The sequence below is a fragment of the Xanthobacter sp. SG618 genome (genome assembly GCF_012932745.1).
GTDB classification, from domain to species: domain Bacteria; phylum Pseudomonadota; class Alphaproteobacteria; order Rhizobiales; family Xanthobacteraceae; genus Xanthobacter; species Xanthobacter flavus.
The window spans coordinates 154947-180181 of record NZ_JABBHL010000011.1; the positions used below are offsets into that span (position 1 = coordinate 154947).

The 25235-nt window shown below is 67.0% G+C and carries 26 protein-coding genes and 1 pseudogene; 26 read left to right on the forward strand and 1 reads right to left on the reverse strand.

From position 1 onward, the window contains the following. The first annotated feature begins 67 nt into the window (after nt 1-67). From FHT36_RS23610 to FHT36_RS23700, 19 genes are all read left to right on the forward strand, one after another. A complete protein-coding gene (locus FHT36_RS23610) occupies nt 68-2170 on the forward strand; it encodes an AAA family ATPase (RefSeq protein WP_169124899.1) in 2103 nt (700 codons plus the stop codon). A gap of 166 nt (nt 2171-2336) precedes the next feature. Continuing rightward, complete coding sequence (locus FHT36_RS23615) at nt 2337-3443, forward strand: hydrogenase small subunit (protein WP_169124900.1); 1107 nt, start codon at nt 2337-2339, stop codon at nt 3441-3443. After that, a complete protein-coding gene (locus tag FHT36_RS23620) occupies nt 3440-5254 on the forward strand; it encodes a nickel-dependent hydrogenase large subunit (RefSeq protein ID WP_169124901.1) in 1815 nt (604 codons plus the stop codon). The genes FHT36_RS23615 and FHT36_RS23620 overlap by 4 nt, the downstream gene beginning before the upstream one ends. A 12-nt stretch (nt 5255-5266) precedes the next feature. After that, a complete protein-coding gene (gene cybH / locus FHT36_RS23625) occupies nt 5267-6022 on the forward strand; it encodes a Ni/Fe-hydrogenase, b-type cytochrome subunit (RefSeq protein ID WP_169124902.1) in 756 nt (251 codons plus the stop codon). Between the two features lie 410 nt (nt 6023-6432). Next, a complete protein-coding gene (locus tag FHT36_RS23630; protein ID WP_169124903.1) occupies nt 6433-7152 on the forward strand; it encodes a HyaD/HybD family hydrogenase maturation endopeptidase in 720 nt (239 codons plus the stop codon). 3 nt (nt 7153-7155) lie between these two features. Then, on the forward strand, nt 7156-7488 hold the full coding sequence (locus FHT36_RS23635) for a HypC/HybG/HupF family hydrogenase formation chaperone (RefSeq protein ID WP_169124904.1): 333 nt from the start codon (nt 7156-7158) through the stop codon (nt 7486-7488). Then, nucleotides 7488-7892, forward strand: coding sequence for a hydrogenase (locus FHT36_RS23640; RefSeq protein ID WP_169124905.1), 405 nt, complete (start codon nt 7488-7490; stop codon nt 7890-7892). Before FHT36_RS23635 ends, FHT36_RS23640 begins: the two co-directional genes overlap by 1 nt. Before the next feature lie 12 nt (nt 7893-7904). Beyond that, the gene (locus FHT36_RS23645; protein ID WP_169124906.1) at nt 7905-8759 is read left to right on the forward strand and encodes a hydrogenase expression/formation protein; all 855 of its coding nucleotides are present in this window, start codon (nt 7905-7907) and stop codon (nt 8757-8759) included. 8 nt (nt 8760-8767) lie between these two features. Next, complete coding sequence (hybE, locus tag FHT36_RS23650; RefSeq protein ID WP_169124907.1) at nt 8768-9664, forward strand: [NiFe]-hydrogenase assembly chaperone HybE; 897 nt, start codon at nt 8768-8770, stop codon at nt 9662-9664. Beyond that, nucleotides 9661-10635, forward strand: coding sequence for a nickel-dependent hydrogenase large subunit (locus FHT36_RS23655; RefSeq protein WP_169124908.1), 975 nt, complete (start codon nt 9661-9663; stop codon nt 10633-10635). Before hybE ends, FHT36_RS23655 begins: the two co-directional genes overlap by 4 nt. Continuing rightward, nucleotides 10628-10969: a hydrogenase maturation nickel metallochaperone HypA gene (gene hypA / locus FHT36_RS23660; protein ID WP_169124909.1), complete on the forward strand. Its 342-nt coding sequence runs from the start codon at nt 10628-10630 to the stop codon at nt 10967-10969. Before FHT36_RS23655 ends, hypA begins: the two co-directional genes overlap by 8 nt. After that, nucleotides 10969-11964: a hydrogenase nickel incorporation protein HypB gene (hypB, locus tag FHT36_RS23665; protein ID WP_169124910.1), complete on the forward strand. Its 996-nt coding sequence runs from the start codon at nt 10969-10971 to the stop codon at nt 11962-11964. Before hypA ends, hypB begins: the two co-directional genes overlap by 1 nt. Beyond that, nucleotides 11961-13436: a sigma-54 dependent transcriptional regulator gene (locus tag FHT36_RS23670; RefSeq protein WP_169124911.1), complete on the forward strand. Its 1476-nt coding sequence runs from the start codon at nt 11961-11963 to the stop codon at nt 13434-13436. Before hypB ends, FHT36_RS23670 begins: the two co-directional genes overlap by 4 nt. Nucleotides 13437-13633: 197 nt before the next feature. After that, on the forward strand, nt 13634-13933 hold the full coding sequence (locus FHT36_RS23675) for a HypC/HybG/HupF family hydrogenase formation chaperone (RefSeq protein WP_024276815.1): 300 nt from the start codon (nt 13634-13636) through the stop codon (nt 13931-13933). A 10-nt stretch (nt 13934-13943) separates the two neighbouring features. Further along, nucleotides 13944-15068, forward strand: coding sequence for a hydrogenase formation protein HypD (gene hypD, locus FHT36_RS23680; protein WP_169124912.1), 1125 nt, complete (start codon nt 13944-13946; stop codon nt 15066-15068). A 53-nt stretch (nt 15069-15121) separates the two neighbouring features. After that, on the forward strand, nt 15122-16147 hold the full coding sequence (gene hypE / locus FHT36_RS23685; protein ID WP_169124938.1) for a hydrogenase expression/formation protein HypE: 1026 nt from the start codon (nt 15122-15124) through the stop codon (nt 16145-16147). Nucleotides 16148-16183: 36 nt separating this feature from the next. After that, nucleotides 16184-16783 carry a HupE/UreJ family protein gene (locus tag FHT36_RS23690; protein WP_169124913.1) on the forward strand — a complete coding sequence of 200 codons (600 nt, stop codon included), beginning with the start codon at nt 16184-16186 and terminating at the stop codon, nt 16781-16783. Nucleotides 16784-16896: 113 nt separating this feature from the next. After that, on the forward strand, nt 16897-17877 hold the full coding sequence (locus FHT36_RS23695; RefSeq protein WP_348644563.1) for a phosphotransferase: 981 nt from the start codon (nt 16897-16899) through the stop codon (nt 17875-17877). A 264-nt stretch (nt 17878-18141) separates the two neighbouring features. Further along, complete coding sequence (locus tag FHT36_RS23700) at nt 18142-20526, forward strand: Tex family protein (protein WP_169124914.1); 2385 nt, start codon at nt 18142-18144, stop codon at nt 20524-20526. Nucleotides 20527-20586: 60 nt separating this feature from the next. On the opposite strand, the gene FHT36_RS23705 is transcribed toward FHT36_RS23700, so the two are convergent. Further along, nucleotides 20587-20886 (reverse strand): hypothetical protein, encoded by a 300-nt coding sequence (locus FHT36_RS23705; protein WP_169124915.1) that lies wholly within the window; start codon nt 20884-20886, stop codon nt 20587-20589. 270 nt (nt 20887-21156) lie between these two features. Here FHT36_RS23705 and FHT36_RS23710 point away from each other — a divergent pair, with 270 nt between their 5' ends. The 7 genes and pseudogenes from FHT36_RS23710 to FHT36_RS23740 all read left to right on the forward strand — a co-directional run. Further along, complete coding sequence (locus FHT36_RS23710) at nt 21157-21603, forward strand: host attachment protein (protein ID WP_169124916.1); 447 nt, start codon at nt 21157-21159, stop codon at nt 21601-21603. Between the two features lie 134 nt (nt 21604-21737). Beyond that, nucleotides 21738-22238, forward strand: coding sequence for a TspO/MBR family protein (locus tag FHT36_RS23715; RefSeq protein ID WP_393974965.1), 501 nt, complete (start codon nt 21738-21740; stop codon nt 22236-22238). A 19-nt stretch (nt 22239-22257) separates the two neighbouring features. Beyond that, complete coding sequence (locus tag FHT36_RS23720) at nt 22258-22452, forward strand: twin transmembrane helix small protein (RefSeq protein WP_169124918.1); 195 nt, start codon at nt 22258-22260, stop codon at nt 22450-22452. Nucleotides 22453-22457: 5 nt separating this feature from the next. After that, complete coding sequence (locus FHT36_RS23725) at nt 22458-23054, forward strand: cob(I)yrinic acid a,c-diamide adenosyltransferase (RefSeq protein ID WP_169124919.1); 597 nt, start codon at nt 22458-22460, stop codon at nt 23052-23054. 155 nt (nt 23055-23209) lie between these two features. Continuing rightward, complete coding sequence (locus FHT36_RS23730; RefSeq protein WP_169124920.1) at nt 23210-23941, forward strand: rhomboid family intramembrane serine protease; 732 nt, start codon at nt 23210-23212, stop codon at nt 23939-23941. Nucleotides 23942-24073: 132 nt separating this feature from the next. Continuing rightward, nucleotides 24074-24823 carry an electron transfer flavoprotein subunit beta/FixA family protein gene (locus FHT36_RS23735; protein ID WP_169124921.1) on the forward strand — a complete coding sequence of 250 codons (750 nt, stop codon included), beginning with the start codon at nt 24074-24076 and terminating at the stop codon, nt 24821-24823. Further along, nucleotides 24823-25235, forward strand: a pseudogene (locus FHT36_RS23740) (electron transfer flavoprotein subunit alpha/FixB family protein); the annotation flags it as partial. The gene FHT36_RS23735 and the pseudogene FHT36_RS23740, both read left to right, overlap by 1 nt.

The window sequence follows — 25235 nt, forward strand, 5'->3', positions numbered from 1 at the left end:
AATTTCGTTTGCGACCGTGCCGTAGCCATGCACTATCAGGAGTTGCAGGGCAATCGGCGAGCAGAACATGAAGATTAACACGCTTTCGATAACCAATTTTCGTGGGATCGCGCGTGCTGAAATTCAGAACGCTGGAAATACGATCATAATCGCCGGCCAAAATGGGTCGGGTAAATCATGTGTTTTCGACGCAATTCGCCTTTTAAAGTCGGTATATGGAGGGTACCATCAAAATGAATGGCAAAATTGGTTCGGCGAATTTCAGGTTAATCCAAATTCCAGATCGGACGAACTCAGGGGACTGTTCAATGACCCATCTTTCGATGTGACGATAGATTGCTATTTTAAACTAAGTGAATCTGAAAAAATTTTCATCAGTCAGCAGGCCCGTTTTTTGTTGGAAGAGTGCATTTGGAAGGTGCTGCTCCCCGAGGCTTTCCAGTGGGGCGGCTATCGCATGGCTATGTTTGCAAGCCAATTCAGAGAACGCCAAGCGGAGGTCAATGATACGGTTGCGGAACAGCTGCCGGACCTCCAGCAAGAGCTTCAGCAAGATCTAATTTTTGGACACGTCGAGATGCAACCGGGAGGTCGGTTACAGCTATCTAATTCTAGACTTCTTTCAGTAATTTTTAGCACCTATCGACCTAACGATGTCGGTGTTGTCGACTATCACGGCGCGCAACGACATTATGGGCGAGAGCTTGTCCAGGGAATTAATTTAAATCTTGATCAAAGCAGCCAGTCACATAGCCAACACGCTCTGTATAATTATTCGAACAAATATGCCAATGTTAAAACAGAAATGGCATCTGGATTTGTGAGAGAGCTTTTGGCGGAGAAGGCTGGACTAGAAAATCCCACCAAAGTTGGACTAACAGATGCGTTAAAAGAATTATTCAACACGTTTTTTCCCGGAAAGAAGTTCCTAGGTCCGCAGCCAACGCGAGATGGAAGAATAGAATTTCCGGTCGAAACCGCCAACGGCGGTATTCACGATTTGGACGAACTATCGGCCGGCGAAAAAGAAATATTGTATGGATATCTCAGGATAAGAAGTTCGGCCCCCAGAAATTCAATTATCTTATTGGATGAGCCTGAGCTTCACTTAAATCCACGCTTGATTCGCAATTTGCCCGAATTTTATAGGAAACATTTAGGAGAATCTTTGAATAATCAGCTTTGGTTGGTTACACACTCTGATGCGTTGTTGAGAGAGGCCGTTGGAAAGCCAGGATTTTCTGTTTTCCATATGTTCCCCTGCACCAAAGATCGCAGAGTAGATCAGCTTAGAGAGTTGAGCGCCTCCGAAGATCTAGCTCTAGCAATGGCTGATCTTGTTGGCGATCTTGCCTCTTATAGCCCAGACGGAATGGCCATTTTGTTTGAAGGTGGAGGAGACACTGATTATGACCAGAGTATGGTGTCTCGTCTTTTCGCAAAGGAGACGGCAGGTTTCAATCTTCTATCTGGAAGCAATAAAGCTCGCGTGGGAGCACTACACGATATACTGGATCGTGCCTATACGCGCGGCGAGATACATATGAGATTTTTTGCCATTGTCGATAAAGATTTTGAATCTGGCCCTCCAGCGAAGGGAGTGCGGAGGTACCAATGGGATGTTTATCATATTGAGAACTATCTTTTAGAGCCAAAATTTATAGCGGACGCGATAAATTCAATCGACCATAATCGCAATATTGACGAGGAATCAGTTTTAGATTCCTTAAGAACCTCAGCTAGAAAAGTGGTTCCACGCGTACTTCGTCACAAAATGCGGGAATTCGCTAACTCCAAGATTGTCTCGTGTATCGATTTAGGATTTGATCCGGCGGCTGAAGACGTCGCTCAACAGACATATTCGGCAATCCAGCGATCTTTCAAGCGCATAGATGTTATTAACAATTCAGATTTGACGGTTAACTCTCTGCAAATAAAAGAGAATGAACTAAAAAATGAAATAGATGAATCTTTCTCAAATGGAACTTGGAGATCTGTTCTGCCGGGAAGAGAAATAATTAGGGCATTTGTAGATGAGCAAAGACTATCACTGCCATACGAATCCCTGAGAAATCTTATCGTTAGTCGCATGGTAGACGCAGGCTTTCAGCCGCCGGGCATGAAAAGGGTTATTGACGATATCCTGGAAGCAAGTGAACAAGCCAAGTGACCTGGAAAGTTGGCAGCCATCTTTCCGCTCGATAGAGGCTGGCCTCATTCGAAACCCCTGAAATCCCTCGCACTCCCCCTCTGGCACACGCCTTGCTGAAACGGTTCCAATCCCCCGGCCTCGACGTCGGTGGGGAGGACAAGGTCAGCCAAGGGGGGACGCCTTTATGGCCCTCGAGACGTTCTATGAGGTCATGCGGCGGCAGGGCATTACTCGCCGTTCGTTCCTGAAATACTGCTCGCTCACCGCCGCGGCCCTCGGCCTCGGGCCGGAGTTCGCGCCGCAGATTGCCATGGCCATGGAGACCAAGCCGCGCACCCCGGTGCTGTGGCTGCATGGCCTGGAATGCACCTGCTGCTCGGAGAGCTTCATCCGCTCCGCGCATCCTCTGGTGAAGGATGTGGTGCTGTCGATGATCTCGCTCGACTATGACGACACCCTCATGGCCTCCGCCGGCCATCAGGCGGAAGCGATCCTCGACGAGGTGATGACCAAGTACAAGGGCAACTACATCCTCGCGGTGGAGGGCAACCCGCCGCTGAACGAGGATGGCATGTATTGCATCATCGGCGGCAAGCCCTTCGTGGACCAACTGAAGAAGGTGGCGAAGGACGCGAAGGCCATCATCTCCTGGGGCTCCTGCGCCTCCTATGGCTGCGTGCAGGCCGCGCGCCCCAACCCCACCCGCGCCACGCCCGTGCACGAGGTGATCTTCGACAAGCCCATCATCAAGGTGCCGGGCTGCCCGCCCATCGCCGAGGTGATGACCGGCGTCATCACCTACATGCTCACCTTCGACCAGCTCCCCGCGCTCGACCGCCAGGGCCGGCCGCTGATGTTCTATTCCCAGCGCATCCACGACAAATGCTATCGCCGGCCGCACTTCGACGCCGGCCAGTATGTGGAGAGCTTCGACGACGAGGGCGCGCGCAAGGGCTATTGCCTCTACAAGGTGGGCTGCAAGGGCCCCACCACCTACAACGCCTGCTCCACCGTGCGCTGGAACGACGGCGTCTCCTTCCCCATCCAGGCCGGCCACGGCTGCATCGGCTGCTCGGAAGACGGCTTCTGGGACAAGGGCTCGTGGTATGCGCGCCTCGCTGACCTGAAGGGCTCCGGCTTCGGCGTGGAAGCCAATGCGGACCAGGTGGGCCTGATCGCCGCCGGCGCGGTGGGCGCGGGCGTTGCGGCCCATGCCGCCATCAGCGCGCTGAAGCGCGCCCAGCACAAGAATACCGACGGTGCCCAGAAGACCGAGGGAGGCGAGAAGTGACCATCCAGACGCCGAACGGCTTTTCCCTCGACACATCAGGCAAGCGCATCGTCGTCGATCCGGTCACCCGCATCGAAGGCCACATGCGCTGTGAGGTGAATGTCGATTCCAACAACATCATCCGCAACGCGGTCTCCACCGGTACCATGTGGCGCGGGCTGGAAGTGATCCTCAAGGGCCGCGACCCGCGCGACGCCTGGGCCTTCGTGGAACGCATCTGCGGCGTGTGCACCGGCTGCCACGCGCTCACCAGCGTGCGCGCGGTGGAGGATGCGCTCCAGATCAAGATCCCCAACAACGCCTTCCTGATCCGCGAGATCATGGCCAAGGTGCTGCAGTGGCATGACCACGTCGTCCACTTCTACCATCTGCACGCGCTGGACTGGGTGAACCCGGTGAATGCGCTCAAGGCGGACCCGAAGGCGACTTCGGTGCTGCAGCAGTCCATCTCCGCCCACTCCAAGTCCTCGCCCGGCTATTTCCGCGACGTGCAGAACCGGCTGAAGAAGTTCGTGGAGAGCGGGCAGCTCGGCATCTTCAAGAACGGCTATTGGGACAACCCGGCCTATCTGCTGCCGCCGGAAGCCGACCTGCTGGCGGTGACGCACTATCTGGAGGCCCTCGACTTTCAGCGCGAGATCGTGAAGGTCCACACCATCTTCGGCGGCAAGAACCCGCATCCGAACTACCTCGTGGGCGGCGTGCCCTGCGCCATCAACATGAACGGCGACATGGCCGCCGGCGCCCCGCTCAACATGGAGCGGCTGAACTTCGTGAAGCTGAAGCTTCAGGAGGCCTTCGAGTTCTCGCAGAACGTCTATGTGCCCGACGTGATCGCCATCGCCTCCTTCTACAAGGGCTGGCTCTATGGCGGCGGCCTCTCCGGCCAGAACGTCATGGACTATGGCGACTACGAAGCCATCCAGGGCCAGAAGAAGACCGACCGCCTGCCCGGCGGCGTCATCCTCAACGGCAACTGGAACGAGGTCCACCCCATCGACCCGCGCGACCCGGCGCAGGTGCAGGAGTTCGTGGCGCACTCCTGGTACACCTACGGCGAGGGCAACAACGACAAGGGCCTGCACCCGTGGGACGGCGTCACCGACCCGCAGTACAAGCTCGGCCCCAACGCCAAGGGCACCCGCACCAACATCGAGGCGGTGGACGAGAACGCCAAGTATTCCTGGATCAAGGCGCCGCGCTGGAAGGGCAATGCGGTGGAGGTGGGCCCGCTTGCCCGCTACATCCTCGCTTATGCCCAGGGCGTCGATTACGTGAAGGGGCAGGTGGACGAGGCGCTCGGCACCTTCAACACGCTCGCCGGCACCAACCTCACCGCCAAGCAGGCGCTGCCCACCACCATCGGCCGCACCCTCGCCCGGGCGCTGGAGGCGCATTACTGCGCCAAGATGATGCTGGACGACTTCGACCACCTCATCGCCAACATCAAGGCCGGCGACACCTCCACCGCCAACATGGAGAAGTGGGACCCCGCCACCTGGCCGAAGGAAGCCAAGGGTGTCGGCACCGTGGCGGCGCCGCGCGGCGGCCTCGGCCACTGGATCAAGATCAAGGACGGGCGGATCGAGAACTACCAGTGCGTGGTGCCCACCACCTGGAACGGCGGTCCGCGTGATCCCAAGGGCAATATCGGCGCGTTCGAGGCCTCCCTCATGAACACGCCCATGCAGCGCCCCGAGGAGCCGGTGGAGATCCTGCGCACCCTCCACTCCTTCGACCCGTGCCTCGCCTGCTCCACCCACGTCATGTCCGACGACGGGGCTGAGCTGGCGCGCGTCACCGTGCGCTGAGGGGAGGCGGCCATGACGGACACCTCCCTCTCCCCCGGCACCGCCCCTCCGGCGGCGCCCCCCACCGAGGTCGCGCGGGTGATCGCCGGTGGAAAGAAGCTGACCACCGTCTATGTCTATGAGGCGCCGGTGCGCCTGTGGCACTGGGTGAATGCGCTCTGCATCCTGGTGCTGTGTGTCACCGGCTATTTCATCGGCTCGCCCTTCCCGACGCTCTCGGGCGAGGCGAGCGCCCATTACCTCATGGGCACCATCCGCTTCGTGCACTTTTCGGCGGGCTACATCCTCGCCGTGGGCTTCCTGGGGCGCATCATCTGGGCGTTCTTCGGCAACAAGTACTCCCGGGAGCTGTTCACCTTCCCCTTCTGGCGGAAGAGCTTCTGGAAGGGCTTCTTCACCGAGGTGCAGTGGTATGCCTTCCTCAAGCCGCGCCCGCTGAAGTTCGTGGGGCACAATCCGCTGGCGCAGGTGTTCCTGTTCTTCGTGATGGTGCTGGGCCTCGCCTTCATGATCCTCACCGGCTTCGCCCTCTATTCCGAGGGCACGGGGCTCGGCTCGTGGCAGGCGAAGCTGTTCGGCTGGGTCATCCCGCTGCTGGGCGGCTCCATGCAGGTGCATACGCTGCATCACCTGGGCATGTGGGTGATCATCGTGTTCATCATCATCCACGTCTATTCGGTGATCCGCGAGGACATCATGTCCCGCCAATCCATGGTCTCGGCCATCACCAACGGCCACCGCACCTTCCGGGACGACGATCCGGACTGATCGGCCGCGGCCGACCGGACAGGGCCAGAACGACAAGAGGGCGCGGCTTCGGCTGCGCCCTTTTTCGTGGGCCGGCATCCGGCGCAGGACGGCCGGAAGACATGGTGCGACGCATTCCACTTCGCGCTGCACCTGCTAACGATCGTCGCAGGTGCGCCCTCTCCCGGACCGGCGAAAACCCATCCCGGATGGCGGAATATGGAAATCGAGATTCCATTTTAGAGCAAGATCGATCACACTCCTTACAATATTGGCCAGCAACCCCGCCCCCCCCTCTCTGCCCACTGTTGATCCGAATCAACCGGTTGGCCGGCTTCCTGCCGGCTTGGCACGGTCCTTGATTTAGTCGAACTCGAAATCAGACGGCGGCAGACCGTCGTGGGAGGCCATCGCAGGGAGGGCGGCGTCGCATGGACGGCGAACGGATTTGCGCGCGCATTCTGGTGCTCGGCATCGGCAACATCTTGTGGGCCGACGAGGGCTTCGGCGTGCGGGTTCTGGAAACCCTGGACCGCGCCTACACCTTCCCCGAGCCGGTAACGCTGCTCGATGGCGGCACCCAGGGCCTCTATCTCCTGCCCTATCTCGAAGAAGCCGAAGGCGTCGTCATTGTCGACGCGGTGGATTTCGGCTCCCCGCCGGGAACCGTCCACATCCGCGCCGATGCCGACGTGCCCGCCGTGCTCGCCGCCCGCAAGGTGAGCCTGCACCAGACCGGCTTCCAGGAAATCCTCGGCCTGCTCGCGCTGCGCGGTCACACGCCGGGCCGCATCGTGCTGGTGGGCGTGCAGCCGGAAGTGCTGGACGATTATGGCGGCGGCCTCACCGCCACCGTCGCCGCGCAGATCGAGCCCGCCGCGCGCAAGGTGCTCGCCATCCTCAAGGACGAGTTCGGCATCGTGCCGGAACCCCGCGCGGGCGAAGGATCTCTCGTCACCGCCGCCGTCGCCCGCGATCCCTACGAGACCGAGCGCCCCAGCGCCGAGGACGCCTGCCGCATCGGCGATGCGCGCGTGCTCGTGCGGCACGAGGGTGATCCGATCGGATCACCCTCTGAATCCAACGACAGAGAACGCGTTATCCGATCCGATTGCGCTGCAATCGGATCGGCGCGTGCTCTGGGGGCCTGACCCATGTGCCTCGGCCTGCCCATGCGCATCGAACGCCTCGAAAGCCCCTACGCGCTCTGCTCGGCCGAGGGGCGGGAGGAGCGGGTGGATCTCTCCCTCGTGCCCGAGGCCGGGGTGGGCGATCACGTCCTCGTCTTCCAGGGCGCCGCCCGCCGCCGCCTCGATGCGGAGGAGGCGCAGCTGATCACCGAAGCCCTCTCCGGCGTCGCCGCCATCATGGCGGGGGAGGCCGACACCGCCCTCATCGACCGCGCCTTCGCCGACCTCGTGGACCGCGAGCCGGTCCTGCCGCCCCATCTCGCCGCGGCCTATGCCGCCGGCCGAAAGGAAGCCTGATGCCCCCGGTCGCCGCCCCCGATCTCCACCCCCTCGTGCGCCGCCTCAGCGAGGCCGGCGCCTGGCCCTCCGTCGAGACGCTGGAGGATGCCGCAACCCTCGATGCGCGCGACCACTTCCTGTTCCTGCCCTCCCACGGCAAGGCGCACCTGGAAAGCCCGGACATCGCCGTGGTGCTGCCCGAGCTGGTGAAGGCGCTGGGCGGCCAGGAGGCCATCGGCATCGCCATTGCCGGCCCCAAGGCGGAAGCGGCGCTGCGGGAAACCATGAGCCTCGCGCTCCCCGCCATCGTGGTGCTGCGCGCCGGCCAGCCGGTGGGCGCCATCGCCCGCATGCGGGACTGGGACGAATATCTCGACAAGCTCCGCGCCCTGCTCGCCGCCCCCTCCGCCGCCACCCACTGAAGGCTGCCCCAAATGTCTTCGTCCCCCTTCGCCACACAGCCCCCCATCGGCTTCGGCCCCGGCAGCCAGTCCACCTCCGAGGACGAGGGCCTCGCCTATCTCCAGATGCCCTCGGGCATGCGCACCTTCGAGGCGCCCTTCATCGAGGTGGAGGACAAGGACCGCTACGCCCCCGCCTTCGCCGTGCTGGAGGAGGTGATCGCCGCGCTGGAAGGCTGGCAGCCGGGCGAGAGCCGCATCATCGACCTCGCCCATCTCGACGCCGCCAACGTCGCTTTGGTGGACGAGGCCATGGGCGAGGGTGAGGTGGCGGTGAAGGTGGAAGGCCGCGGCGATGCCCGCGCCATGGAGATCCAGGAAGCCACCTTTGCCGGCGTCTGGCGCCTGCGCGGCGCGGCGGGCACCGACCGCATCGAGATCGGCGCCTTCCCGCGCGGCGCGCTGGTACGGGCGTTCGGTGGTGGCGCGGGCATCGACCTCTCCGGCCTCGATGTGCCCGCCCCCGGCATCTTCAACGCCCCGGCTCTGCTGGTGGAGATCGACGACCGCTCCCGCAACCGCCAGCCCGGCGATGGCGCGCACGTCATCAACCTCTCCCTTCTGCCGCACACGCCGGAAGACCTCGCCATGCTGGACGCGCGCCTCGGCCCCGGCGCGACCACCGTGCTCTCACGCGGCTACGGCAATTGCCGCATCGACGCCACCGGCACGCGGCACGTCTGGCGGGTGCGCTTCTACAATTCGCAGGACATGCTCATCCTCGACACCATCGAGGTGAGCGAGGTGCCGGAAGTGGCCTGCGCCGCCCGCGAGGACATCGCCGATTCCGCCGAGCGCCTCGTCGAGGTGCTGGCGGCCATGCGGTGAGGCAAGATATGTCCCAGCACAGCTTCTTCGACGGCTCCTATCTCGGCGATCGCGCGCGGCTTGCCCCCACCGCGCGGCTGGAATGCAAGGTCTGCTGGCACGTCTACGACCCCGCCGAGGGGTGCGAGGCGTGGCAGATTCCCCCCGGCACGCCGTTCAACGCGCTGCCTGATCACTGGCGCTGCCCCGTCTGCGACGGCGCCCGTGATGCCTTCATGGTGCTCGATGGCGGCACGCCGGACCTGCCGGCCGTGATGCGCCCCTCGCTTGTCGATCCGGCGCTGGAGCGCCAGCTCGCAGAAGCGCCCGGCCTGTTCGAGGCGGTGTTCCGCGAGATCCATGCGGCGAAGATGAAGGGGGTGCCCTTCGTCAACGGCACCCTCGGGGTGAAGGCGGTGGGCTTCCGCATCCATGCAGGGCGGGTGATGGGCGTGCTGGTGACGCCCTGGTTCATGAACATCGTGCTCCTGCCCAACGCCGCCGACGACTGGTCGCAGCTGCGGACCGGCGAAAAGGAGCTGATCGACTTTCCATCGGGCACCTACGAGTTCCTCGCCGCCAACCGGCCGGAGACCGGCCCCTACAAGGCCTGCTCGCTGTTCTCCCCCATGTTCGATTTCTCCTCCATGCTGCAGGCGGTGGAGACGGCCGAGGCGGTGATGCCCGGCCTGCTCGATGCCGGCAACCGGGAGGACGGCACCCGCTCCGGCGAAATCCGCCGCCGGGCGGAGGCGGAGGAAGCCGCCCGTGTCGCGGCCGAGACAGCCGCGGCTGCCCCGGAGCCCGAGACTCCCCGCCGCGAGGCGCCGGCGGAACTGTCCCGCCGCTCGCTCATCCTCGGCCCGCGCGCCGGCGCCGAAGACCTGCGCGCCCGCGCGGAAGATCTGCGGGACGGCGCGGCATGAACTCGCGCGCGCCCCTGCCCCGCGCACTCCGCAGCCTCACCCTCGTGCCGGACGGGCGCGCGAGCGGCTGGCGCGTGACGCGGGAGGAGGGGCCGGACCCGGCCGCGGCTCTTATCGGCCGCACGCCGGAGGAGGCGGCGCGGCTCGCCCCCCTCGTCTTCAACCTGTGCGGCGCGGCCCACGCCTTCGCCGCCCGCTCCGCCCTCGGCCTGCCCGCCGCAGCCGATGCCGAGACGATGGCGCGCGAGACGGTGCGCGACCACGCGCTCGCTTTGCTCCACACCGTGCCCGTGGCGCTCGGCATGGCGCCGGACCGCGCCGCCCTCGCTTTCCTCGCCCGGCCGGGCGGCACCGCCTTCCATGCCGCTCTGGTAGGGGATGCCAGCAACCTGTCCTCTTTCTCCCCCTCCGAGCTGGAAGCGTGGCTCGCTTCAGCGCCGACGCCCACCGCCCGCGCCTTCGCCCGCATCCGCGAGGCCGATCCCGCGGAAGGGCGCGTGCATCTGCCGGAGCTGAGCGCCGACGTGCTCGCTGCCACCCTCGCGCGGCCTGCCGCCGCCATCGGCTCCCACCGCGAGACCGGGGCGCTGGGGCGCGTCGCGGCGACGCCGCTCATGGCCGCGCTGCTGAAATCTGAAGGGCCGAGCCTGTTCGTGCGCCTGCTTGCCCGGCTGGTGGATGGCCTTGCCCATCTGGCGCCTCGCCCCGCCCCTCCCCTTCCGGCCGGGATCGCGCCGGCCGCGCGCGGGCTGCTGGGGCATCGGGCGGAGGTGGAGGCGGGGCGCGTGAAAGCCTATCGCATCCTCTCCCCGAGCGCCTGGAACCTCGCCCCCGGCGGACTTCTGGAGCGGGCCTTCGCCGCCCTTTCCCCCGGCTGGCGGACGCGGTGGCTTGCGCCGCTGCTCGTTTGCGCCATCAATCCCTGCGTGCCCGTCACCCTCTCCTTCGCCACGGAGCCCGCTTATGCATGAGATGGCCGTGTGCGAGAGCCTGCTCTCGGCAATGGAAGAGGCGGCGAAGGCGCAGAATTTCTCGCGCGTCACCCGCGTGCGCCTCGCCATCGGCCGCTTCGCCGGCATCGAGGTGGAGGCGCTGCGCTTCGGCTTCGACGTGGTGACGAAAGGCTCGCTGGCGGACGGCGCCGAGCTGGTGGTTCTGGAGGAGGAGGGCACCGCCTGGTGCTTCGACTGCTCCGACACCGTGCCGCTGGCCCACCGCCTCGCCCCCTGCCCGAAATGCGGCGGGGAACGGCTCGTGCCCAATGGCGGCACGGAGATGAAGATCAAAGACCTGGAGGTGATGTGATGTGCACGGTCTGCGGCTGCAGCGGCGACGGCGCCACCATTTCCGAGGCCCACGGCCATTCCCACGATCACGCCCATCCGCACACCCACACCCATGCGGACGGCACCACCCACAGCCATGCCCATGGACACGGGCACGAGCACGGCCATGACCATAGCCACGACCATGGTCACCACCATCATCGCCACGACGATCACGCCCCCGCGCCCGATGCCGGCACGCTCGACTATGGCACCGGCCCCGCCCGCGCCCACGCGCCGGGGCTCTCCCAGGCGCGCATGGTGGAGATCGAGACCTCCATCCTCGCCAAGAACGACGATTATGCCGGCCGCAACCGCACCCGGCTCGATGCTGCGGGCGTGCTGGCGCTGAACCTCCTCTCCGGCCCCGGCGCCGGCAAGACCACCCTTCTGGTGGAGACGTTGAAGGCGCTTTCCGGCCGCATCCCCTGCGCCGTCATCGAGGGCGACCAGCAGACCGACAACGACGCCGCCCGCATCCGCGCGGTGGGCACCCCGGCGGTGCAGATCAACACCGGCAAGGGCTGCCACCTCGACGCCCACATGGTCGGTCACGCGCTGGAAAAGCTGCCCTTGCCGCCCGGCGGCGTGCTGTTCATCGAGAATGTGGGCAACCTCGTCTGCCCCGCCGCCTTCGACCTCGGCGAGACCAAGCGCGTCACCCTGATCTCGGTGGCCGAGGGCGAGGACAAGCCGCTCAAATATCCCGACATCTTCGAGGGCGCCGACCTCGTCCTCATCACCAAGGCCGACCTTGCGCCTTATGTGGATGCGGACATGGCGACGCTGGAGGCCAACATCCGCCGCATCAACCCGACGGCGGACATCCTCACCACCTCCTCGCGCGGCGAGATCGGCCTCGCCCGCTGGATCGCCTGGCTCGAAGCCGCCCGCGCCGTCCGCCTCAACGACCTTGCGAGCGCCCGCGAAGCGGAAGCCTCGGCCCTGCGCGCAGCCGCGGGAGGGGCGCGATGAACCGGCGCCCGGCCATCCTCGTGGTGGATGACGAGCCCCGCTCGGTGGAGGTCATCGCCCGCGTGCTGGACGAGGAGTTCGACGTCTTCACCGCCCTCAATGCGGAGGAGGCGCGGCGCATCCTGGAGAATGAGTGGATCCAGGTGATCTTCTGCGACCAGCGCATGCCGCAGACCTCCGGCGTCGCGCTGCTCACCGAAGTGCGCGAGCGCTGGCCGGACATATTGCGCATCATCGTCACCGGCTACACCGAGCCGGAGGACATGATCGGCGCCATCAACGACGCCGGCATCTATCAGTTCATCCCCAAGCCCTGGCATCCCGACCAGCTGCTGCTCGCCGCGCGCAACGCCGCGCACCTGTTCCAGCTCCAGCGCGACCATGAGCGGCTCAATCTGGAGATGAAGCTCACCGCCTCCAATGCCGAGGCCCGCCTCGGCGCGCTGGAAGCGCGGGTGAAGCAGAATTTCCACTTCGACACCTTGGTGCGCGCCCCCGGCAGCCCGCTCTCGCAGGTCTGCACCCGCGCCGCGCAGGTGGCGACCTTCGACGTGCCCGTGCTGATCCATGGCGAGACCGGCACTGGCAAGGAACTGCTCGCCCGCGCCATCCACTATTCCAGCCTGCGCTCGGACCGCCCCTTCTTCGCGGTGAATTGCGGGGCGATCCCGGACGAGCTTCTGGAATCCGAGCTGTTCGGCCACAAGAAGGGCTCGTTCACCGGAGCCCACGTGACCCGCATAGGCCTCCTCGACCAGGCCGATGGCGGAACCATCTTCCTCGACGAGATCGGCGACGTCTCCCCCGCCTTCCAGGTGAAGCTGCTGCGTTTCCTGCAGGAGGGCGAGATCCGCCCCGTGGGCTCCAACGAAGCGAAGCGGGTCAACGTCCGCGTGCTCGCCGCCACCCATCGCGACCTCAAGGGCGAGGTGGCCCGAGCCCGCTTCCGCGAAGACCTCTATTATCGCCTCTCGGCCATGGTGCTGACCCTGCCGGCGCTGCGCGAGCGGCGGGCGGACATTCCGGTCCTCGCCCAGAGCGTGCTCGATGCGCTCTCCAGCCAGCACGGCAAGCGCGTGCGCGGCTTCAGCGAGGAGACCCTCGCCTGCATGTCCGCCTATGACTGGCCGGGCAACGTGCGCGAATTGCAGAACGAAATCACCCGCATGCTGGTGCTCGCCGAGCGCGACAGCCTCTCCGCCGACCTCCTCTCCCCCCACGTGGTGCGCGCCGCCGCGGCCGAGACGCGGGCGCCGGAGACGCTGGCCAATTCCTCCATTTCCCTGCCCGACAGCGGACCGCTGAAGGACCGCATCGAGCGCATGGAGGCCACCATCCTCACCGAAACCCTGGTGCGCTGCCGCTGGAACAAGAGCCGCGCGGCCGAGGAGCTAGGCCTCTCCCGCGTTGGCCTGCGCGCCAAGCTCGACCGCTACGGCATCGCTCGTGGCGGGGCGTTTGGCCAGCATTGAGGGGATGGGGATGGACGCAAACGTCGATGAAGCCGAAGCCGCCGTCATGCCCGGCCTTGTGCCGGGCATCCACGTCGACCCGACTGCGCACCTGTTCGTCCTTTGTGCCCGGCCGATCCACGTGGATGGCCGGGACAAGCCCGGCCATGACGGATTGTTCGTAACCCCTCCCCCGCCTCGCCAGTAGGAGCCAGCCCATGTGCCTCGGCATTCCCGGACAGATCGTCGCCGTCGCCGACGCGGAGGCCATGCTGTGCGTGGTGGACGTTTCCGGCGTCCGGCGCACCGTGGACGTGGTGTGCGTGGCCGAGCCCGGCGCGCCGCTGGACGACCTCGTGGGCGCGTGGGTGCTGGTCCATGTGGGCTTCGCCATGAGCCGCATCGACGAGGAGGAGGCGGCCGCCACCCTCAAGGTGCTCTCCGAGATCGGCGAGGCGGCGGTCGAGATGGAAGCCCTCACCCAAGGCAGCGTCGAGCTGCTTTCCACCCCGCGCTGAGGAGCCGGACATGCGCTTCGTCGACGAATTTCGCGACCCCGCCCTCGCCGCGGCGCTGGTGAAGGAGATCGGCGCCATCGCCGCCCGCCTCGAGCGCGGCCGCGACCGGCCCTTCGCCATCATGGAGGTGTGCGGCGGGCACACCCACGCCATCTTCCGCTACGGGCTGGAAGGCCTGCTGCCCGACCTCGTGGAATTCGTCCACGGCCCCGGCTGCCCCGTCTGCGTGCTGCCCATGGGCCGGGTGGATGATTGCGTCGCCATCGCCGAACGGCCGGAAGTGATCTTCACCACCTTCGGCGACGCCATGCGCGTGCCCGGCTCGAAGAAGAGCCTGCTTCAGGCCAAGGCGGACGGCGCCGACGTGCGCATGGTCTATTCGCCGCTGGATGCGCTGACGCTGGCGAAGCGCAATCCGGAGCGCGAGGTGGTGTTCTTCGGCCTCGGCTTCGAGACCACCATGCCCTCCACGGCGCTGACCGTGCAGCGCGCCCTGCGCGAGGGCGTGACGAACTTCTCCCTGTTCTGCAACCACATCACCATCATCCCGACCCTGCGCGCTTTGCTGGAGCAGCCGGACCTCGGCATCGACGGCTTCATCGGGCCGGGGCACGTCTCCATGGTCATCGGCACGGCGCCCTATCGCTTCATCGCGGAGGAGTTCGGCCGGCCGCTGGTGGTGTCGGGCTTCGAGCCCATCGACCTCCTGCAATCCCTGCTCATGGTGCTCCGGCAGATCGAGGCCGGTCAGGCGCGGATCGAGAACCAGTATGCCCGCGTCGTGCCCGAGCATGGGAATCCCGCAGCGCTCCGGGCGGTTCAGGAGGTGTACGAGCCGCGCGAGACGTTCGAGTGGCGCGGCCTCGGCTCCATCGCCGGCTCGGGCGTGCGGCTGACGGCGCCCTATGCGTCGTTCGATGCGGAACGGCGCTTTTCCGTGCCGGACATCAAGGTAGCCGATCCCGCCCAGTGCCGCTGCGGCGAAGTGCTCACCGGCGCCGCCAAGCCGTGGGCCTGCCCGGAGTTCGGCAAGGGCTGCACGCCGGAGACGCCGCTCGGCGCGCTGATGGTGTCTTCGGAAGGTTCTTGCGCGGCTTACTATCAATATGGCGGTATGCGCGGAGAGGCCGCATGAACATCCCGATCGCCATTCCCGTGTCCACCCCCGCCGCCGTGCGCCGGCGGCCCATGACGCAGAAGATCGTGACGCTCGCCCATGGCGGCGGCGGCAGCGCCATGCGCGATCTCATCGACGACGTGTTCCTCTCCGCCTTCTCCGGCGCCGGCCGCGCAGCGCCGGAAGATCAGGCGCGCTTCGACCTTTCGGCCCTGATGGCCCACGGCGACCGGCTCGCCTTCACCACCGACGGCTTCGTGGTGGACCCCCTGTTCTTTCCCGGCGGCGACATTGGCAAGCTCGCCGTGTGCGGCACGGTGAACGACCTCGCGGTGGGCGGGGCGAAGCCCGTCGCGCTCTCCTGCGCCATCATCATCGAGGAGGGGCTGGAGGTGGAGACGCTGCGCCGCGTCGTCCATTCCATGGCGGAGACGGCCCATGCGGCGGGCGTGGACATCGCCACCGGCGACACCAAGGTCGTGGCCCGCGGCGCCTGCGACAAGCTCTTCATCACCACCACCGGCATCGGTGTCATCCGCGCCGGCCTCGACGTGGGCGTGACGAAGGCGCGGCCCGGCGACCGGGTGATCGTCAACGGCCTGCTCGGCGACCACGGCGCCGCCATCCTCAACGCCCGCGGCGATCTCGCGCTCGAAACCGCCATCGCGAGCGATTGCGCGCCCTTGAACGGCCTCATCGACACGCTGATCGCGGCGGCTCCCGGCCTGCGCATGATGCGCGACGCGACCCGTGGCGGCATCGCGGCGGTGGTCAATGAACTCGCCGAGGCGAGCAAGGTCGGCGTGCGGCTCGACGAGTTGAGCCTGCCCATGCGGCCGGAGGTGATGGGCTTCTGCGAGATATTGGGCCTCGACCCGCTCTATCTCGCCAACGAGGGCAAGATCCTCGCCGTGGTCCCCGCCGGGGAGACGGACGCGGCGCTGGCCGCGCTCCGCGCCCATCCGCTGGGTCGCGAGGCGGCGGTGATCGGCGAGGTCACGTCCGAGCGGCCCGGCCGGGTCGTCATGAGAACGCGCTTCGGAGGCGAGCGCATCGTCGACATGCTGGTCGGCGATCAACTGCCCCGCATCTGCTGAACCTTTTTCAAACCTTCAAACACCGGGGAGACTTTCATGCACCGCACGATCCGCACGGCAGCCGCCGCTGCTGCCTTGACCCTCCTGCCGCAGCTCGCCTTCGCCCATACCGGCGTCGGCGACGTCCACGGCTTCAGCCACGGCTTCGCCCACCCCCTCGGCGGCCTCGATCACCTGCTCGCCATGGTGACGGTGGGCATCTTCGCCTGGCAGCTGGGCGGTCGCGCCGTGTGGGCGGTGCCCGCCACCTTCGTCGGCCTGATGGCCGTGGGCGGCGCGCTCGGCATCTCCGGCATCGACGTGCCCTTTGTGGAGCTGGGCATCGCCCTGTCGGTGATCGTGCTCGGCGGCGTGGTGGCCTTCGGCGTCAAGGCGCCGCTGGCGGCGGCCATGGCCATGGTCGGCTTCTTCGCCATCTTCCACGGTCACGCCCACGGCGCCGAGATGCCGGCGGACGCCTCGGGCCTTGCCTACGGCCTCGGCTTCATGTCGGCCACCGCGCTCCTCCACGTGGCCGGCCTCGGCCTCGGCATGGCCATCGGCCGCTTCGGCGAGCTGCATGGCGAGAAGTTCGTGCGCGGCGCGGGCGCGGCGGTGGCGGTGGCCGGCGTCGGCATCCTCGCCGGGCTCGTCTGAGCCCGCGCGGCGCCTGAGCGAAACCAATCGGCGCCGGTCGCAGGCCGGCCCCGATGGTGCGTGCCCTCCAACATGCTATAGCGCCCGTCCGACACGCTTGAGAGGCCGGACGGGTGCTGTACGACGAGGCGTATCTGGCGCGGACCGAAGAGATGGTCCGCACCCATCTGCCGGACTGGGGCCTGCCGCCGGACGCGGCGCTCCAGCTCCTCTCCATCTCCGAGAACGCCACCTTCCGCGCCACCGCCGGCCCGCAGGACATCGTGGTCCGCGTCTACCGGCCGGGCTATCACGAGGCGGCGGAGATCCGCTCCGAACTCGCCTGGATCGAAGCGCTGCGCGCCGACGAGGTGGTGCCAACCCCCGCCATCATCCCCACACGCAACGGCCACCTCCTCAACGAGGTGGGGCAGGACGGCGCCCCGCGCCGGCTGGCCGCCTTCGCCTTCGTGCCCGGCAGCGAGCCGCAGAAGGGCGCGGACCTGCCCGGCTGGTTCGGCCGCCTCGGCGCCTTCCACGCCCGGCTCCACGCCCACGCCAAAGGCTGGCGACGGCCGGAGGGCTTCACCCGCAAGGTATGGGATTTCGAGAGCATGCTGGGCGAACGCCCGCTCTGGGGCGATTTCCGCGCCGCACTGGGGCTGGATGCGGCCGGCCGCGCGCTGCTGGAGCGCACGGCGCGCGCCCTGAAGGACCGGCTCGCGCGGCTTACGACACCCGACAGCTTCGGCCTCATCCATGCGGACCTGCGCCTCGCCAACCTGCTGGCGGACGGCGACAGCCTGACCCTCATCGATTTCGACGACTGCGGCTTCTCCTGGTTCCTCTACGACTTCGCCTCGGCCGTCTCCTTCATGGAGCATTCGCCGCTGGTGCCGGCCCTGAAGGATGCGTGGGCAGACGGCTACCGCACCCTCGCCCCCCTGCCGGCGGATGCCGACGCGCAGCTCGACGTCTTCGTGATGCTGCGCCGGATGCTGCTCACCGCCTGGGTCGCCTCCCACGCCGAGACGCCGACCGCGCAATCCATGGGCGCGCCGTATACCGCCGGGACGCTGGCGCTGGCCGAGGATTTTCTGACGCGGCGGGGGTAGCCATCCTGCCCCCTTGCACTGCCGTCATCGCCCGGCTTGTCCGGGCGATCCACGGTTGGACGGGTTCGGGTTTCCGGACAGCGCGCGGGCGGATGGGTGGATCGCCCGGACAAGCCGGGCGATGACAGGCAACGATGACCCGTCACGATGAGCGGACGACGGATGAGGGGCACACGAACGGCTCTTTCCCCAGCCGTAACGTGACAGCGCCCCATTGCTCGGCTATGGGCGTGCCCCCGTCACCGCAGGAGAGGATGAGACCTAATGGCCGCCGCACCGCAGGGCAACGCAGACGCCATCGCCCGCCTCATCGCCGCCGAGATCAATGCCCGCCCGGCGCAGGTCACGGCCGCGGTCTCCCTCATCGACGAAGGCGCCACCGTTCCCTTCATCGCCCGCTACCGCAAGGAAGTGACGGGCGGCCTCGACGACACCCAGCTGCGCACGCTGGAAGAGCGCCTCTCCTACCTGCGCGAGCTGGAAAGCCGCCGCGCCGCCGTGCTCTCCTCCATCGACGGGCAGGGCAAGCTCTCCGACGAGCTGCGCGGCAAGATCGAGGCGGCCACCACCAAGGCCGAGCTGGAGGACCTCTACCTCCCCTACAAGCCCAAGCGCCGCACCAAGGCCGAGATCGCCCGCGAGAAGGGCCTCGGGCCGCTGGCCGAGGCGATCCTCGCCGACCGCACCACTGCCCCGGCCGAGCGCGCGGCCGCCTTCCTCAACGAGAAGGTGGCGGACATCAAGGCGGCGCTGGACGGTGCGCGCGACATATTGGTGGAGACCTTCGCCGAGAATGCCGAGCTGGTCGGCCGCCTGCGCGGACACCTCAAGGCCAATGCCATGCTCAAGGCCAAGGTGGCCGAGGGCAAGGAGGAGGCGGGCGCCAAGTTCCGCGACTATTTCGACCATTCGGAGAAGTGGGCCACCGCCCCCAGCCACCGCGTGCTCGCCATGCTGCGCGGCCGCAACGAGGAGATGCTGACCCTCGATTTGGTGGTGGACGAGGATGCCACGACCCCGGTGAAGCCCGCCGAGCGCATCGTCGCCGAGGCCTACGACATCCCCCTCGCCAATGGTGCGCCGGCGGACGGCTTCCTGCTGGAGGTGGCGCGCTGGGCATGGCGCGTGAAGCTCTCGCTCCACCTCACCGTGGAGCTGATGGGCGAGATGCGCGAGCGGGCGGAAGAAGAGGCCATCCGCGTCTTCGCGCGCAACCTCAAGGATCTGCTGCTGGCCGCCCCGGCCGGCTCGCGCGCCACCATGGGCCTCGATCCGGGCATCCGCACCGGCGTGAAGGTGGCGGTGGTGGACGGCACGGGCAAGCTCATCGCCACCTCCACCGTCTATCCCTTCCAGCCGCGCAACGACGTGCAGGGCGCCATGGCGGAGCTGGCGCACCTCATCCGCCGGCACAATGTGGAGCTGATCGCCATCGGCAACGGCACGGCGAGCCGCGAGACCGACAAGCTCGCGGCCGACATGATTGCCGCGCTGCCGCCGGACGCGTCGGGTAAGAAGCCCATCAAGGTGGTGGTGAGCGAGGCCGGCGCCTCGGTCTATTCCGCCTCGGCCACCGCCGCCGCCGAGATGCCGGATATCGACGTATCCATCCGCGGCGCCGTCTCCATCGCCCGCCGCCTGCAGGACCCGCTGGCGGAGCTGGTGAAGATCGAGCCCAAGGCCATCGGCGTCGGCCAGTACCAGCACGACGTGGATCAGGCCCGCCTTGCCAAGGCGCTGGATGCGGTGGTGGAAGACGCGGTGAACGCCGTGGGCGTGGACCTCAACACCGCCTCCGCCTCCCTGCTCGCCCGCGTGTCCGGCCTCGGCGCCTCGCTGGCGGAGGCCATCGTCGCCCATCGCAATTCGGTGGGCGCGTTCAAGACCCGCAAGGAATTGCTGAAGGTCTCGCGCCTCGGCCCGCGCACCTTCGAGCTGGCCGCCGGCTTCCTGCGCATTCCGGACGGCGCCGAGCCGCTAGACGCCTCCGCCGTGCATCCGGAGGCCTATGAGGTCGCCAAGAAGATCGTCGCCGCCTGCGGGCGCGATGTGCGCCAGATCATGGGCGACACGGCGGCGCTGAAGGCGCTGGACCCGCGCGCCTTCGTGGACGAGCGCTTCGGCCTGCCCACCGTGCGCGACATCCTCACCGAGCTGGAGAAGCCCGGCCGCGACCCCCGCCCGGCCTTCAAGACCGCAACCTTCGCCGAGGGCGTTCACGAGATGAGCGACCTCAAGCCGGGCATGGTGCTGGAAGGCACGGTGACAAACGTCGCCGCTTTCGGCGCCTTCGTGGACATCGGCGTCCACCAGGACGGGCTGGTCCATGTCTCGGCGCTGGCCGACCGCTTCGTGAAGGACCCGCACGAGGTGGTGAAAGCGGGCGATGTGGTGAAGGTGCGGGTGGTGGAAGTGGACGTGAAGCGCAAGCGCATCGCCCTCTCCATGCGCAAGGACGATGCCGGCGCCTCCCGCCCCGCCGGAGGCCGGCCGGACCAGCCGCGCAACGACGGACGCGGCAACGATTTCCGGGGCAACGACGCCCGTCGCCCCCAGCCCGGCAAGCCCGGGGACAAGGGCGGCGACAAGGGTGGGCAAGGCGCCTTCGGCGCGGCGCTGGCCGAGGCCATGCGGCGCAAGGGCCAGTAGGCCGAAACGACAACGGCCGGGCTCAAGGCCCGGCCGCTCATGCGATCAGAGACGGACGCGTCAGCGTCGGGCGTGGACCCGCGCGAGCTTGGGCACGAGGCGCGTCAGGCGGGCGCGGCGGCCGGAGGGCGGCCCGTCCTCGTCGTCCATCAGCATGACGGCGAAGCCCATCTGCACGCTGCCGAAGGTGATGCCCAGCGCCACCGTGAGGACGCCCAAAGCGAGCCATCCATCCGGAGAATGCGCGAACAGGCTGGCGAGGTGCGCCACGTCGAAGGCGACGAGAAGCGCCACGAACACGGCCGCGACACCGATGCCGATGGCGGCGTGGCGGAGAAGGAAGCGAACCAGGAACGGCATGGCGGTATTCCTCGGCAGGGCTGGGCGGCTGGCGATGGCGCGCACCGCGCCGGATCGCCTGAAGGATCGCCGATAGCCGCAGACCTCTTTCACCGAAGCGTCTCACGCCACTTCCCGTGGGACAAGCGCCCGCCCGTCGTCACAAGGTCGCAGATGCTGCCGCCGCGTTTGTCTCTGGACAAAGCCCCGGCCCCACCCATGTGACACAAAGGCCTGACCACCGGCCCCAGACGGCGCCTTCGGGCGTCATGCGATCAGGGAGACAGGGACATGACCAAGGCCGACAAGATGAACCGCCTCGTGGTGGTGTGCGACGGTGCCAAGGCCGTCCTGCTCGCCGATACCGGCATCGCCCCGGCGCCGCGCCTGTCTGTGATCGAGAGCTTCAGCGAGCCCCATCCTGGCACCGCCGCCCTCGGCACGGACCGTCCCGGCCGGGTGCATGAATCCGCCACCGTCGCCCGCAGCGCGGTGGAGACCACCGATTTGCACGCCCAGGCGGAAGCGGCCTTCATCGCCCGGGTCGCAGGAAGGCTCGATGCGCTGGTGGCCTCGGGCGAGGCCCCGGCCCGCATCCTCCTCGTCGCCCCGCCCAAGGCGCTGGGCGTGCTGCGGGAGGCGCTGTCCCACCGGGTCAAGCCGCTGGTGGATGGCGAGATCGCCAAGGATCTGGTGAAGCTTCCGGTGGACGAGATCGCCAGCCACATCGCCACCTGAGCCTTGGCCACCTGAGCCTTGGCCACCTGAGCCGTGGTCCCGGCGGGCGAAACGATCCGCCGGGGTGTGGCGTTCGGATAAGGAGAAGCCGCCGCCCGCAATGGCCGGCGGTGGAAAGGTGCTTCCACATGTCCATGACGTCCCCCCGCTCGCTCTCGCCCTGCGCCGTCTCCCGGCTGCGGCTGCTCGGCTGCCTCGCGCTGATGCTGGGAGTGGGCGCTGTCGGCGGGGCGGTGACCTCGCCGGCCATCCCCGCCTGGTATCAAGGTCTGGTGAAGCCGGGCTGGACGCCCCCCAACGCCGCCTTCCCCATCGTCTGGACTCTGCTCTATCTGATGATGGCGGTGAGCCTCTGGCGGCTGTGGGACAAGGTGCCCCCCTCCTCCGCGCGCACCGTGGCCATCGGCCTGTTCCTGGCGCAGCTGGCGCTCAATTTCCTCTGGTCGCCGGTATTCTTCGGCCTGCACGCGGTTCACGCGGGGCTCGTCATCATCATCGGCCTCGTCGTGCTGCTGGCGCTGACCCTGCGCGCCACCTTCCCGCTGGACCGCACGGCGGGGTGGCTGCTGGTGCCCTATCTCGTCTGGGTGTGCTACGCCTCGACGCTCAATGCCGGCATCGCCGTGCTCAACTGAGCGCCGGGAGGAAACGAAGATGGTGCACTGGTCGGTCTTTCTGTTCATCCCGCTTGCGCTGGCGCTGGTGGCCGGCGTGCTCTTCCTCGGCCTGTTCAACTTCGCCTCGGGCGGCTCGCCGCAGCGCTCGCAGAAGCTGATGCAGATGCGCGTGCTGTTCCAGTTCCTCGCCATCATCATCGTCATGGCCACCATCTTCGCCATGGGTCGCTGACGGTCATGGTCAAGCTGAACAAGATCTACACCCGCACCGGAGATGACGGCACCACGGGCCTCGGCACCGGCAAGCGCGTGCCCAAATACGACCTGCGCGTCGAGGCCTATGGCGCGGTGGACGAGACCAACGCCGCCCTCGGCATCGCCCGGCTCCACCTCTCCGGCGAGCCTTTGCTCGAAGCCATCCTCGTGCGCGTCCAGAACGACCTGTTCGATCTCGGTGCAGACCTCTGCGTGCCGCCCGCGGCCAACGAGGAGCAGGGCGCGAGCCTGCGCATCGTGCCGGCGCAGGTGAAGCGGCTGGAGGACGACATCGACCTCCTCAATGCCGAATTGTCCCCCCTCACCTCCTTCGTGCTGCCGGCCGGAACGGCCGCATCCGCCCACCTCCACCTCGCCCGCACCATCTGCCGGCGGGCCGAGCGCATCATGGTCGCATTGTCGCACCAGGGCGAAGGCACGGTGGGAGAGGGCGCGGTGGGCGCGCCGGCGCTGCATTACGTGAACCGGCTCTCGGACCTCCTGTTCGTCGCCGGCCGCTACGCCAATGCGCGCGGCGCCGCGGACGTGCTGTGGGTGCCGGGCGCCAGCCGGGCCTGACGCCGATTCCGTCGCCGGAGCACCCCTGCTCTAGGGTATTGAGTTGACGCATTTTCTCCACGCGCGCCGGTATCCACTTCGCGCGAAAATGCTCTAAGCTTGCCGTAACGGGACAGGACGGCCGCGGGCGGCAGACGAGTCCCCGGGACCGTCTGATGTTCGTTCCAATCGCCGATGCCAACCCGCTGGAACACGTGCGCCGCCCCTACGTCACGTGGGGGCTGGTCGCGCTGAACGTGTTCGTCTTCGTCGCGCTCCAGCGTGGTGCGTTCGGGCCGGTGAGCGAGGCCGGCGTGCTCGGCTTCGGCGCCATTCCCGCCGTGGTGAGCGGCATCGCCATCCTGCCCGAGGGCTATGAGCGGCTGCCGCCGGCCCTGACCCTCGTCAGCTACATGTTCCTGCATGGCGGATGGCTCCACCTCATCGGCAACATGGCCTTCCTGCTGGTGTTCGCCGACAATGTGGAGGACGCCATGGGCCATGGCCGCTTCCTCATTTTCTACCTGCTGTGCGGGATCGTCGCCGGGCTCATCCATGTGGTGGCCGAGCCGGGGTCCGAGGCGCCGCTGGTCGGGGCGTCCGGGGCGGTGGCCGGGGTGATCGCGGCCTATCTGGTGCTGCACCCGAACATCCGCCTGTGGGCGCTGGTGCTGATGAAGATCCCGCTGCGGGTACCCGCCTACTGGGCCATCGGCGCATGGTTCGGCCTTCAGGTGTGGCAGATCTTGTCGAGCTCGGACCAGGAGACGGCGTGGTGGGCGCACGTGGGCGGCTTTCTCGCCGGAGCCGTGCTGGTGGCGCTGATGCGCCGGCCGGGCGTCGCCCTGTTCGATCGCGATCCCTCCGGCGTGCCGAGCGTCCGAACGCCGCGCCGGAGCGAGCGTTGACACACTTTCTGGCCCCTCCTACGTTGCCCGCCCGCAAGAAATGCTGCAATGCAGGGATAAGAGCGGAAGTCACGATCATCGGCGGATTTTGCGACCGCCGGTCGAGATTTCGGGAACGGGGAGCGTGTGTCGATGAAGATCCTGGTGCCCGTTAAGCGGGTGGTGGATTACAACGTTAAGGTTCGTGTGAAGTCTGACGGGTCGGGCGTGGAGCTTGCGAACGTCAAGATGTCCATGAACCCGTTCGACGAGATCGCGGTGGAAGAGGCGCTGCGCCTCAAGGAAGCCGGCAAGGCGACCGAGGTGGTGGCGGTGTCCATCGGACCGGCCCAGGCCTCCGAGACGCTGCGCACCGCCCTCGCCATGGGCGCCGATCGCGGCATCCTGGTGAAGACCGATGGCGTGGTCGAGCCGCTCGCCGTCGCCAAGATCCTCAAGGGCGTGGTGGGCGAGGAAGCCCCCGGCCTCGTGATCCTCGGCAAGCAGGCCATCGACGACGACTGCAACCAGACCGGCCAGATGCTGGCGGCGCTTCTGGGCTGGCCTCAGGCCACCTTCGCCTCCAAGGTCGTGGTGGAAGACGGCGGCGTGGTCGTCACCCGCGAGATCGACGGCGGCCTGCAGACCCTCAAGCTCAACGGCCCGACCATCGTCACCACGGACCTGCGCCTCAACGAGCCGCGCTACGCCTCGCTTCCCAACATCATGAAGGCGAAGAAGAAGCCCATCGCCGAGAAGACGCCGGCCGATTACGGCGTCGACGTCGCCCCGCGGCTCGAGGTGCTGAAGACCCAGGAGCCGGCCGGCCGCAAGGCGGGCGTCAAGGTGGGCTCGGTGGCCGAGCTGGTGGCGAAGCTCAAGGACGAGGCGGGGGTGATCTGATGGCCGTTCTGCTCATTGCCGAACACGACAATTCGGCCCTCAACGGCGTCACCGCCAAGGCCCTCACCGCCGCCGCCGCGCTCGGCTCGCCCGTGCACGTGCTGGTGGCCGGCCAGAACGCGAAGGGCGTGGCCGAGGCCGCCGCGAAGCTCTCGGGCGTCGAGAAGGTGCTGCTTGCCGACGACGCGCTCTATGCCCACCGTCTCGCCGAGCCGCTGGCGGCGCTGGTCGTCTCGCTGGCTCCCGCCTACGACGCCATCGTCGGCCCCTCCACCGCCAGCGCCAAGAACGTGCTGCCGCGCGTCGCCGCTCTGCTCGACGTGATGCAGGTCTCCGACATCATCAAGGTGGTGGCGCCCGACACGTTCGAGCGGCCCATCTATGCCGGCAACGCCATCCAGACGGTGAAGTC